This is a genomic window from Gammaproteobacteria bacterium (assembly GCA_029881255.1).
Lineage (GTDB): Bacteria > Pseudomonadota > Gammaproteobacteria > S012-40 > S012-40 > JAOUMY01.
Genome location: JAOUMY010000008.1, coordinates 1 through 12,077, shown reverse-complemented (window position 1 = coordinate 12,077; position 12,077 = coordinate 1). Strand labels below are relative to the sequence as shown.

The 12,077-nt window shown below is 49.2% G+C and carries 13 protein-coding genes; 9 read left to right on the top strand and 4 right to left on the bottom strand.

Annotation, left to right across the window (positions count from 1 at the left end):
• Position 1: 1 nt before the first annotated feature.
• Positions 2–430 (bottom strand): MTH938/NDUFAF3 family protein, encoded by a 429-nt coding sequence (locus tag OEZ43_14620; GenBank protein MDH5546823.1) that lies wholly within the window; start codon positions 428–430, stop codon positions 2–4.
• Positions 431–580: 150 nt separating this feature from the next.
• Here OEZ43_14620 and alaC point away from each other — a divergent pair, with 150 nt between their 5' ends.
• The 4 genes from alaC (at position 581) to OEZ43_14600 (ending at position 4,715) form a co-directional block, all read left to right on the top strand.
• Positions 581–1,777, top strand: a complete 1,197-nt coding sequence (gene alaC, locus OEZ43_14615; GenBank protein ID MDH5546822.1) for an alanine transaminase — start codon at positions 581–583, stop codon at positions 1,775–1,777.
• A gap of 21 nt (positions 1,778–1,798) precedes the next feature.
• Entirely contained in the window at positions 1,799–3,115 is a 1,317-nt protein-coding gene (locus OEZ43_14610) for a homoserine dehydrogenase (GenBank protein MDH5546821.1), read from the top strand.
• A 13-nt stretch (positions 3,116–3,128) separates the two neighbouring features.
• The gene (gene thrC, locus OEZ43_14605) at positions 3,129–4,211 is read left to right on the top strand and encodes a threonine synthase (GenBank protein ID MDH5546820.1); all 1,083 of its coding nucleotides are present in this window, start codon (positions 3,129–3,131) and stop codon (positions 4,209–4,211) included.
• A gap of 231 nt (positions 4,212–4,442) precedes the next feature.
• Positions 4,443–4,715: a DUF3579 domain-containing protein gene (locus OEZ43_14600; protein ID MDH5546819.1), complete on the top strand. Its 273-nt coding sequence runs from the start codon at positions 4,443–4,445 to the stop codon at positions 4,713–4,715.
• A gap of 73 nt (positions 4,716–4,788) precedes the next feature.
• On the opposite strand, the gene dksA is transcribed toward OEZ43_14600, so the two are convergent.
• Entirely contained in the window at positions 4,789–5,238 is a 450-nt protein-coding gene (gene dksA, locus OEZ43_14595) for an RNA polymerase-binding protein DksA (protein MDH5546818.1), read from the bottom strand.
• 165 nt (positions 5,239–5,403) lie between these two features.
• On the opposite strand from dksA, the gene OEZ43_14590 reads away from it, so the two are divergent.
• The 4 genes from OEZ43_14590 (at position 5,404) to OEZ43_14575 (ending at position 9,834) form a co-directional block, all read left to right on the top strand.
• Positions 5,404–6,120: an HAD family hydrolase gene (locus tag OEZ43_14590; GenBank protein MDH5546817.1), complete on the top strand. Its 717-nt coding sequence runs from the start codon at positions 5,404–5,406 to the stop codon at positions 6,118–6,120.
• The gene (locus tag OEZ43_14585) at positions 6,121–7,287 is read left to right on the top strand and encodes a pyridoxal phosphate-dependent aminotransferase (protein MDH5546816.1); all 1,167 of its coding nucleotides are present in this window, start codon (positions 6,121–6,123) and stop codon (positions 7,285–7,287) included.
• A 201-nt stretch (positions 7,288–7,488) separates the two neighbouring features.
• Positions 7,489–9,396: an ATP-dependent zinc metalloprotease FtsH gene (ftsH, locus tag OEZ43_14580; GenBank protein ID MDH5546815.1), complete on the top strand. Its 1,908-nt coding sequence runs from the start codon at positions 7,489–7,491 to the stop codon at positions 9,394–9,396.
• A 96-nt stretch (positions 9,397–9,492) separates the two neighbouring features.
• Entirely contained in the window at positions 9,493–9,834 is a 342-nt protein-coding gene (locus tag OEZ43_14575; GenBank protein ID MDH5546814.1) for a thioredoxin domain-containing protein, read from the top strand.
• A gap of 76 nt (positions 9,835–9,910) precedes the next feature.
• On the opposite strand, the gene OEZ43_14570 is transcribed toward OEZ43_14575, so the two are convergent.
• A complete protein-coding gene (locus tag OEZ43_14570; GenBank protein MDH5546813.1) occupies positions 9,911–10,441 on the bottom strand; it encodes a hypothetical protein in 531 nt (176 codons plus the stop codon).
• A 56-nt stretch (positions 10,442–10,497) separates the two neighbouring features.
• The gene (locus tag OEZ43_14565) at positions 10,498–11,622 is read right to left on the bottom strand and encodes an XRE family transcriptional regulator (protein ID MDH5546812.1); all 1,125 of its coding nucleotides are present in this window, start codon (positions 11,620–11,622) and stop codon (positions 10,498–10,500) included.
• Between the two features lie 196 nt (positions 11,623–11,818).
• Between OEZ43_14565 and OEZ43_14560 the strand changes: the two genes are divergently transcribed.
• The coding region (locus tag OEZ43_14560; GenBank protein MDH5546811.1) for a LysM peptidoglycan-binding domain-containing protein at positions 11,819–12,077 on the top strand (259 nt) is incomplete at its 3' end.

The window sequence follows — 12,077 nt, the reverse complement described above, 5'->3', positions numbered from 1 at the left end:
TTCAGCCAATGAATAGCGCAGCGATCACATTGCGCTGATCGGATATGAGAAAATTATAGGTGCGGCATGCTGCCGCAGTATCCATAAATTCCACACCTATTCCTGATTCCCATAGCTGTTTCGTTAGAGACTGTTCAGGAAAAAATATCTGTGCCCCTGTCCCGACGACGACCAGCTCTGGGCGATGCTGGCATAAGGCATCTATATGTTCGGCAGCCAATGTCAGTATGGAATCTGGAAGTAAATCGCTCACGATGGTTTGAGGCGTGACCACAATACTCGTCTTAAAGGTTCGGGTATCGCGGATATGGACTTGTTGCCCATTGGCTCGCGTAACCGGCTTTCCCCCTGGCAGGGCGACCACGAGCTCACGATTCTGGTAGGAGCGAATTATATTGGCATTTGGGATAAAGCTTTCATCAATTTGCATGTCAAAACCGGGTTAGTCATCAATAGCTTGCAAAGGTGGCTATTATGCCCGGAATGTCGTGGAAAATCCTCATTGACAGGTCTGTGCTGCATTAGTATTGTTGCGGGTTTTCCTGGCCCAGTGACCATAACTTATTGCGGGTGAACGAAATTGTTCTCAGATTTTCAACGTATTAAGCGCTTGCCGCCCTATGTGTTCAACATCGTCAACGAACTGAAGGCTGCTGCCCGCGCCCGTGGAGAAGATATTATCGATTTCGGGATGGGAAATCCCGATCAGGCAACGCCGAAACATATCGTCGACAAATTGGTCGAAGCGGCACAACGCAAGGATACCCACCGATATTCACTATCGCGGGGTATTCCACGACTGCGCCGAGCGATATGTAATTGGTATAAAGAACGCTACGACGTGGACCTGGACCCTGATTCCGAGGCCATCGTCACCATCGGTTCCAAAGAGGGCCTGGCGCACCTGGCGTTGGCAACCTTGGGACAGGGCGACGCCGTTCTGGTGCCTAATCCAACGTATCCAATCCATCCATATGGCTTTGTTATAGCCGGTGCTGATATTCGACACGTGCCGCTTATGCCGGATATTGATTTCTTTGCTGAGCTGGAAAAAGCGATCAAAGACACCTGGCCCCGGCCTAAGATGCTGATACTGAATTTCCCGGGTAATCCGACTGCGCAATGCGTAGAACTGGAGTTCTTCGAGAAAGTCGTGGCTATCGCCCGTGAGCACAATATCTGGGTCATTCATGATCTGGCCTATGCCGACATCGTGTTCGATGGCTATAAAGCGCCGTCCATACTTCAGGTTCCAGGGGCAAGAGATATCGCGGTAGAGTTTTTTACCCTATCTAAAAGTTACAACATGCCGGGCTGGCGTGTTGGTTTCATGTGCGGTAACCCGATTTTGGTCGGCGCGCTTGCGCGGATGAAGTCGTATCTCGATTACGGCATGTTTACACCAATTCAAATTGCCGCGATTACGGCTTTGGAAGGGCCGCAGGAGTGCGTACAGGAAATTTGCGATATGTATTTACAGCGTCGCAATACTTTGTGTGAAGGTTTGAACAATATTGGTTGGGAAGTTGAAAAACCCAAAGCGACGATGTTTGTCTGGGCACGTATCCCAGAGCATTACCGCAGCATGGGGTCTTTGGAGTTTGCTAAGAAACTCATCAAAGACGCCAAAGTCGCTGTTGCACCAGGAATAGGATTTGGAGATTACGGTGACGAGTACGTGCGTTTCGCATTGATTGAAAACTCCCACCGTACCCGTCAGGCCATACGTGGAATACGAGAGATGTTCCGTGAAGATGGCGTTGCTGGCGCAAACTGAATATAAAAGGGGAAGAAGATAGTGAATCCGGTAAAAGTTGGCGTACTAGGACTAGGTACAGTAGGTAGTGGAACGATTAGCGTGTTGCAACGCAATCGTGAAGAGATCGCCAGACGCGCAGGACGCGAGATTCAGGTCATTCAAGCGGCGGCGAGAGATATCAGCCGCACCCGTAGCTGCGACACTTCTGACATCGAGTTAACAACTGAAGCCAAGCAGGTCGTCAACAATCCCGATATTGATATCGTGGTTGAACTCATTGGTGGCGACACACTTGCGCGCGATTTAGTCATGACAGCGATCAATAACGGCAAGCATGTCGTTACTGCGAACAAGGCCTTGATTGCCAAATACGGAAACGAAATATTTTCCGCTGCCCAGAATAAAGGGGTGATGGTAGCGTTTGAAGCGGCCGTTGCTGGTGGTATACCCATCATCAAAGCCATTCGTGAAGGTCTGGCGGGCAATCGTATCGAGTGGCTGGCCGGTATCATTAACGGCACGGGTAATTTTATTCTTACTGAGATGCGCGACAAAGGACGAGATTTCGCTGACGTTTTATCTGAAGCGCAACGACTTGGTTATGCGGAAGCCGATCCGACCTTCGATGTGGAAGGTATCGACGCTGCGCACAAATTGACCATACTCGGTTCTATTGCTTTCGGTATTCCGCTACAGTTTGAAAAAACCTATACCGAAGGCATTACCAAAATTACACGCGATGACGTGGAATACGCCGAGCAGCTCGGTTATCGCATTAAGCATTTGGGATTTGCGCGTCGTACCGACGAAGGTATCGAGATGCGTGTCCATCCGACACTGATTCCAGAGCGACGTTTGATTGCCAATGTCGATGGTGTGATGAATGCCGTACTTGTTAAAGGCGATGCGGTTGGCGCAACCATGTATTACGGCGCCGGCGCAGGGGCAGAACCTACAGCCTCCGCAGTGGTCGGCGATTTGGTGGATGTCGTACGTGCCTTGACGGCTGACCCTGAGAATCGGGTACCGCATCTTGCCTTCCAACCGAATGCCATTACCGACATCGGTATACTTCCCATTGAGGCGATAGAGACAGCGTACTATCTGCGTATGCAGACGGAAGATAAGCCGGGAGTATTGGCTAAGATCACCGCGATATTGGCCGAGCAACAAATCAGTATCGAAGCACTCATACAGAAAGAACCTGCAAATAAAGGTGCGGAAGCAACGATAATCATGCTGACCCACCGTATTCGTGAAAAGGCTATGAGTGCCGCGATAGCCGCGATTGAACAACTTCCATCAATCAAGGGCGAGGTCACTCGCATCCGTGTGGAATATTTGAATAAAGAGTAACAGGAGAAACACCGTGCCATTTAGACAACGCTATACAGGTCTGATCGAAAAATACCGCGATCGTCTGCCTATCCATGACGACACACGTATCATCAGCCTGGGCGAGGGAAACACCCCCCTTATTCGACTCAACAATATTCCGCGTGAGCTGGGTAAGGACGTCGACATCTATATCAAATACGAAGGTCTGAACCCAACCGGGTCGTTCAAAGATCGTGGTATGACGATGGCGGTGACCAAGGCGGTGGAAGAGGGTAGCAAAGCCATTATCTGCGCCTCGACCGGTAACACCTCTGCCGCTGCTGCAGCGTATGCGGCGCGCGCGGGTATTACCGCATTCGTACTGATTCCCGATGGCAAGATCGCCATGGGTAAGCTCGCGCAGGCCATGTTGCATGGCGCGGTGGTTATCCAGATCAAAGGAAACTTTGACGACGGCATGAAGCTGGTAAAGCAAGTGGGTAACGAAGTCCCTGTGACCATCGTCAATTCCATTAACCCATATCGTCTACAAGGACAAAAAACCGCGGCCTTCGAAATCGTCGAGGAGCTTGAGTGTGCGCCTGACTATCACTGTCTCCCTGTGGGCAATGCCGGCAATATCACCGCGCATTGGATGGGCTATACCGAATATTTTGAACACGGCATCGTCAATAACCGACCTGTAATGGTGGGTTATCAGGCTTCAGGTGCAGCACCATTCCTCCGTGGCGAGATGGTAGATAATCCCGAAACCGTGGCTACGGCGATACGCATTGGTCACCCTCAATCATGGGACAAGGCCTGGGCAGCTCAGAAGGAGTCAAAGGGCTGGTTTGATGAGTGTTCTGATGAGGAGATTCTCGCTGCGCAGGCTTTATTGGCGCGCAGAGAAGGCATATTCTGCGAACCCGCATCGGCAACCTCACTCGCAGGTGCCATACGCGATATCAAATCGGGCAAAATCCCTGAAGGTAGCAAGGTTGTGTGTACACTGACAGGCCACGGTCTCAAAGATCCCGATACAGCGATTAAACAAGCTGGCTCTCGTATCGAATCAGTAGACGCAACTCTTGAAGCGGTGAAGAAGGCGATACAGTCAAACATCACAGAATAAGTCAGCAGAGTGCGCCGTATCTTGCATTGAGTAGGAACGGCGCTGCGCTGGCGTAACATTCTGTAAACTTTTGCACGACATGCAACCTCTAGAATGCGCTAAGGTCATACAAACTAACAAAATTATTAGAAGATAATTGCTGATAACACCTTAAGTTAGACAGGTAACAGCCGAAATAAAGGCCGGTGTCTAGATTTGGTGACACAATTACACGTGTGGGAAGGAACAAGAATGACCGATCATTCGAAAAAATTGATTATTGAGAGCGTTAGAGAGGATGGCAGTAAATTAAGGCCGAGTGACTGGATAGAAAGACTATCCGCGAATATGGCCGAGTTTGGTAAGGATCACCGCCTACACTATTCAAACAAGGTTCGACCGAAAGTCATTGATGGTGAAAAGTGTCTTTGCATTGATTCACGTCTGCAAAGTGAGAATCCAGAAGCTTTTGAGTTCATCCTGGGGTTTGCACGAAGCAATCAACTGAGAACCCGTGAAGCCTAGTCAACTATTGCTAGGGCAGTAGATACAAAAAAACCGCCTTGTAGGCGGTTTTTTTTTCGAGCAATCCTATGATCTAGCTACCCAGATGTCTTTCCTTGATTTCATCCAGGGTTTTGCAGTCGATGCAAAGTGTAGCCGTTGGACGCGCTTCCAGGCGACGAATGCCAATTTCCACACCACACTGGTCACAATAACCGTAGTCACCGGACTCCAGGTGTTTGAGTGACTCCTCAATCTTTTTGATGAGCTTGCGCTCGCGATCTCTGGCACGCAATTCCATAGTAAATTCAGACTCTTGCGTAGCGCGATCGTTAGGATCCGGAAAGTTGGCAGCTTCGTCCTGCATGTGATGCACAGTGCGGTCGACCTCTTCCATCAGCTCACGTTTCCAGGCCTTCAAAATATCTTTGAAATGCTCGACCTGGCCGTCGCTCATATATTCTTCGCCCTTCTTGGGCTCATAAGGCTCGAAACCCAAAAAACCCTTGCCCTTGGCACTGGCTTCATTTTTGGTGGCCGCCATATGTATTCTCCTATTCACCACTGAATCAAAAGACAGGCCTTTTTACCAGAAAAGACCCGGTCCCGCAATAACGCAAATCACGTAGTCGGCACGGCGTGCAAAGATGAAAAATAAATTGAAGCCGGTACAATAGCGCCTCTTTCAATTTAAGAGGTTGATTGCACCATGGCACAACTTGAAGCCATATTGTTTGATGTAGACGGGACGCTGGCTGAGACGGAACGCGACGGGCATAGGGTAGCATTTAATATGGCTTTTGCCGCCGAAGGACTCGACTGGGAGTGGAGTGAGTCACTCTATGGTAAATTGTTGGCGGTAACCGGTGGCAAAGAACGGATACGCCGCTATATTGATCAGTACCTGAACGACTTTCATTACGACGGCGACCTTGATGAAATGATCAAGGCGCTGCACTTGAGCAAGAACGGCTATTACGCGCAATTGGTCGAGCAGGGGAAAATTTCCCTACGCCCTGGTGTGGAACGACTCATCAATGAAGCACGCGCACAAAATATTCGTCTTGCGATTGCTACAACGACTAGCATGGAAAACGTGACCAATTTGCTGACTGGAACGCTGGGTAAAGAGTCGATTGAATGGTTTGAGCTAATCGCGGCGGGCGACATTGTCCCAGCCAAAAAACCTGCACCAGACATTTATTTTTATACACTGGAAAAAATGCAACTGGCGGCGGAGAATTGTATCGCGATTGAGGATTCATCCAATGGCATACGCTCGTCACGGGCTGCCGATCTGACGACCTTGATCACACCGAGTATCTATACCATGGATGACGATTTCAGCGAGGCGGCTTTAATCGTAGAAACATTGGATAGTGGTGATGTGACCGTCGATACTTTACGCCAATTGTTGGATAACTAGATGCAAGATCCTGTCGCCCGGCGCATGCGCGAGATCGAGCCGTTTCATGTCATGAAACTGTTGGCGCGCGCGCGTGAGCTAGAGGCACAGGGGCGTGATATCGTGCATATGGAAATCGGTGAGCCGGATTTTCCTTCACCGCCGCAAGTGTTACAGGCCGGCATCCGTGCACTGGAATCCGGTTACACACATTACACGCCCGCCCTGGGTCTGATGGCTTTACGCGAGGCGATAGCCGACTATTATCGCCAGCACTACAAAATTGAATTTGATGCGCGACGAGTCGTGGTAACCCCGGGTTCATCCGGTGCGCTGCAGCTGTTGTTTGGCACCTTGGTGAATCCAGGGGATAGTGTTTTGCTCACCGACCCCGGCTATCCCTGCAATCGTCATTTTGTGCGTTTGTTCGAGGGCAGGGCGATAAATATTCCAGTCGACGCCAACCAGAATTTTCAACCAAGGCCTGAGGACATTCATCGCTATGCCGATCAACATACCCGAGGATTACTGGTGGCATCACCGGCCAATCCGACGGGTACTGTATTGTCGGCTGAATCGATACGCGAATTGGCCGCAACGCTCAAACAGCATGATGGTTATTTAATCGTCGATGAGATATATCACGGCCTTGAATATACGGACGAGCGCTTACCCACTGCATTGCATTATGGCGAGAATGTTTTTGTTATAAACAGTTTTTCCAAATTTTTCGGTATGACCGGCTGGCGACTTGGCTGGATGGTTGTGCCAGAAGAGTTTATTGAGCCCATCGACAAGCTCGCACAAAATATTTTTCTTGCCGCGTCGACACCAGCGCAACATGCGGCGCTGGCGTGTTTTACCCCCGAAACAATGGAAGAGCTGGAAAGACGTCGTATGGAATTTCAGCACCGGCGCGATTTCCTGCTGCCTGCTCTCGAAAGACTGGGATTCAAAATAAAATCTGTACCTACTGGTGCCTTTTATATCTATTGTGATTGCTCTGCATTTACGCAGGACAGTTTTCTATGGTGTAACGAGTTGCTTGAACAAGCAGGTGTCGCCATTACGCCCGGGATAGATTTTGGTACCCATCTCGCCAATACCCATGTACGCTTCGCCTATACCACCTCGATTGAGCGCCTGGAGGAGGGAATGAAACGTCTGGAAGCATATCTTCAGCACTGAATACCACTCAAAATAGAGGTAAAAATCTGGCGCACTTGAAGTTTCTAAAAACAATCCTCAAATAGACGTAATGCTGATTACACCCAATGCCAAATCGTAAGAGATCATAGGCGCAAACACGGCGTGAATCGTGCACGACAGAGATAATAGACCGATAGGTCCAGGTTATATCCGCGCTCAGACTCGGAACAGGAGGCTCTCATGCAGGCAAAATGGTTAGCGTTGGCACTTGTTGGTGCAATCGTCATGGTAGCAGTCATCGGAGGTTCGTCCGGTCGTAGCGCCGATCCCCGTTTTAACATTCCGTATTCTGACTTCGTTCAAAAAGTGAATAACGACGAAGTGTCCAAGGTCTATATCGACCAGGGGGCTATCTACGGAATCTTTGCCGATGGCAAATCCTTTTGGACCGACGCGCCCTATGACCCGGGCATTATGGGTGATCTGCTCAATCACAATGTTGTAGTAACTGCCGCGCCGATGGACAAGCCGAGTTTTGCGCGCACCTTCTTAATGTCCTGGTTACCGTTCATCATCCTCATTGGCGTGTTCATCTATTTTTCCCGCCGCGCCCAGGGTGGTGCCGGTGGTGGCGCAATGAAATTCGGCAAGTCCCGCGCAAAATCGTTTGAAGCGGGAACCGTCAACATAAAATTATCCGATGTCGCTGGCGTTGAAGAGGCCAAGGAAGAAGTAGGCGAGATCGTAGACTTTTTAAAAGACGCCTCCCACTTCACACGTGTTGGTGGAAAGATTCCTAGGGGTGTGTTGATGGTTGGTTCTCCCGGTACCGGTAAAACACTCCTCGCGAAAGCGATTGCAGGCGAGGCCGGTGTGCCGTTCTTTTCCATTTCCGGTTCTGATTTCGTTGAGATGTTTGTCGGTGTTGGTGCATCACGCGTGCGCGACTTGTTTGTCGAAGCCAAGAAAGTTGCACCGTGTATTGTGTTCATCGACGAGATCGACGCCGTGGGTCGCAAGCGCGGCGCAGGTTATGGCGGTGGAAACGATGAACGTGAACAGACCTTGAATCAATTATTGGTAGAGATGGACGGCTTCGAAGGTAATGAAGGCATCGTGGTTGTTGCCGCGACTAACCGTCCTGACGTGCTAGACAATGCCTTGCTGCGCCCCGGTCGTTTCGACAGACAGGTGACTGTGCCTCTTCCTGATGTCAAAGGTCGCGAACAGATACTCAAAGTCCATATGCGCAAAGTCGCCATCGGTGACGATATCGACGCCAAGGTTATTGCGCGCGGTACACCGGGATTCTCTGGTGCCGATCTCGCCAATATCGTTAATGAAGCCGCCTTGTTTGCCGCACGCGCACGTCGTGACTACATCGAAATGCTCGACTTCGAAAAGGCAAAAGACAAAATTCTGATGGGCGCAGAACGACGCTCAATGGTCATGAGTCCCGATGAAAAGAAGATTACCGCTTATCACGAAGCCGGTCACGCCATCGTCGGCCTGTGTGTACCAGAGCATGATCCCGTACACAAAGTCAGTATCATACCGCGTGGACGCGCCCTGGGCGTAACCATGTATTTACCCGAAGAAGACCGACTCAGTTACAGCAAACGTCGTCTGGAAAGCCAGTTGTCCAGTCTCTATGGCGGACGCCTTGCCGAGGAAATCATTTTTGGCGAAGACTCGGTAACAACAGGCGCAAGCAACGATATTCAACGCGCGACCGAACTCGCAACCAATATGGTGCGCAAGTGGGGCTTGTCGAGCGTGGTTGGACCCTTGGCCTTTACCGAAGAACAAGGCGCTGGTTATCTTGGTCAAAACGCCAATGAAAAATCCGTGTCGGGTTCTACTGCGGAAAAGATCGACTCGGAAATCAAAGTCATCATCGAACGCAATTACAACCGCGCACGGGATATTCTGAAAGACAAGATTCAAATTCTTCACAACATGGCAGATGCGCTGATCGATTACGAAACCATTGATAAGGAACAAGTCGCCATTTTGATGAAAGGCGAAAAACTCAAGCCGAGTAAAGATCAGACTAGCAAGGACGACAAAGACGAGCAGAGCAGCATGCCATATTCAGGTGATGACTCTGGTTTGAGCCCGGCGATGCGTAATCGCACAGACATTTAGTTTTACTGCAATAGTTACCCCCAGATAGCGGTCAGGTCGGATGAATAGATTCCCGGCTTGACTGCTACTCCCTATCAAATACAAAATCCCCGTTACATGAATAATCGTATCTTCGAAACCAGCTACGAAAACTTCGACACCGAAGTGATCCAGGCCTCTCATCAACAACCCATACTCGTCGACCTGTGGGCAGACTGGTGTCCGCCGTGTGTCGTCATCGCGCCGATACTGGAAAAAGTCGTAAATGAATGGCAAACCCCCATTCATCTTGCAAAGCTTGAAGTCGATGAAGGCTTGAATATGAAAATAGCGGGGCAATACAAGGTTCGTGGCTTTCCTACGATTTTGCTTTTCCATAACGGCGAAGAAATAGGACGGTTTAACGGGGCGAAATCGCGGAGTTTTGTGGAGCAGTTTTTGGTGGAGAATTTGTCGTGATTTGGACAGACCACAATAAATTCTAGAGTCAGAGAAAGCGATCGATCTCAAAGAGAAAGTACAGTGCCGTCGACCTCTATGTTTCTTTTTGCGGACCAAATATTTTCTTGAAAGCCGTGTGCTTTACATTGCGCCAAGACTTAGGTAAGTCGCCATTGTTTTCCAGTGCATCATAGATATCAGAAACCAGTTGCTTATCGATATACTTCCCGCTGAGCATTTTGTGCAATAGTTCATGACCGTGCCATACCTGTTTATCCAGTCCGAACTCCTTGGCCAGTTGATGCATACTGAGGTCGTCCGTGACGACAATAGCTGGGCGCACTTGTCCGAAAGCGAGTATATAACAATCTACAGGGGAGGGAGGCGTCTTATAATTGGCCGCGTTTTCTACGACGTGCTGTCGAAAGACTCCTTTTGCAATTTCGATAATTGCCTTTTCATCTTTCTTGAGTTTGACCTGTTTTGAGAGTCGTTCTTCTACGTGTTCCGGGTTACTAAACCAAGGGTAATTATGTTTTAGGCGAGGGCTCCTATACACCTCATCTTCTGTGATCTTCAAGATGGTAAGCACGTATTCTTTTTGCCCGAACTTCACACCAAGCATGGGTCGAATCCGTTTTGCCAATCTCAGATATGCATTAGTGTCGAGCAAAACAAGCGTCAACTAAGTAGATCCTCACGCATCGCAATTGCATCGCCAATTGACAGATCTAACACTTGTTGTAGATAGCCGGCCTCTGTGCCGCGTTTAACTATCATTTGTTTTAGGGCGAAAAAAAAGTCTGAACGAAAGACGTTTTCAGCATTTGCAATATATTGCTTAGGTGTAGGTGGTAGTGGATCAAACAGCGCCTCGCTCACCAAGGGGCCAGAGAACTTATTTCGTACTTTGTGTATTGCGGTTTCGTCTATTTTCAAAAACGGTAAACCGGTATTTTTCGCAAACTCTCGCACTTGCTGAAACACCGTGTTTAGGGAGATGCTATGCGTATGTGCGTAGCGACGTAAAATGTCAATTTCTGCATTAGTCGTACGTTTACGGCTTAGTTCAGTGTAGGCTAATTCAGCACAGGATTGAGGAAACAGCAAAGCACCAGCGAAGGCATCTGCAAAGTCTTCACCTTTGGTCTTACCAGCCAATTCCGGTGTGAAAACATGCGCAAGCTCATGCGCCATCCAAAACTTAAAGTCCTCGGCGTGAGTGTCAAGATTAACAAAGATAAAAGTGACATCCTCTTCGGGCAAACGAATGTGCATGGCATTCTCATGATTGCCTTTGGCACCCCAGAGCACCGGAACTAAAATGGCCCCATTTTCCGAAAACTCGCCAATGAGTTGTTCATAATGTAGAACTGCGTTATCACCTATGCCTAATCGAGAACGAGTCTGTGAAACAGCAAGTTGTAATTTGTTGTAGTCAGTGGAAGGAGACGTAATTAATGTTCGCAACGCGTGCATCTCAGGCAGGAATGGAACAAGAGGCTTGAGCAGCATTCCGATTTCGCACGCTTTCTTGATGTGTGCGTCAGTTGTTTTGGCACTACCCTTTTTTCGAAAAGCAACGATTGGAAGTGATTGAGTTTCAGTGTTGACCAGTTCATCAAAACTAAGACGCAATGAGGTTGCGAGTTTTAACAGCGCAGCAGGACGTGGGAAGCCTTCGCCTTGAACCCAGTTTGTAACCGATTGCGATGATACCCCCACCTCATCGGCTAACTTGGCTTGAGTCCAACCCTTTTGTTCCAGGGCTCGTTGGAGTGCATCGGCATTGATGAATTTACGCATAAAGGAATTATAAGGTCTCGTATTCGAAAATCAAGTTTCATCAAGTTTTATCGGTTTGGCTCTGAACCGGGATAATGCAATTGAAGACATTGAAGAACAATTTATGCTTCCGTAACTAGCAGAATATCAATAAGAAACTCGTTTCATTAGCGGACCGAACACCGTAGACATAATCGAAGCCGGTGCAACCATCAACGTGTCCCGCTTCCTCATCGTCGTCGACGGCGAATTCAAACACGACATCGCCAACTCCGGCACCGACTACATCTATACCGACATGGGCCAAGGCGAACCGGGCTCGGTGTCACAACACACCATAAATCCGGGCGACACCCTGGAGAGTATCTCCACCACCTACTTCGGCAGCTCAGCCTACTGGTACCTCATCGCCGAGGCCAACGGGATAGAAAACAGCGAATCCCTCAAACCCGGCACTACCCTCACCATCCCCGGCG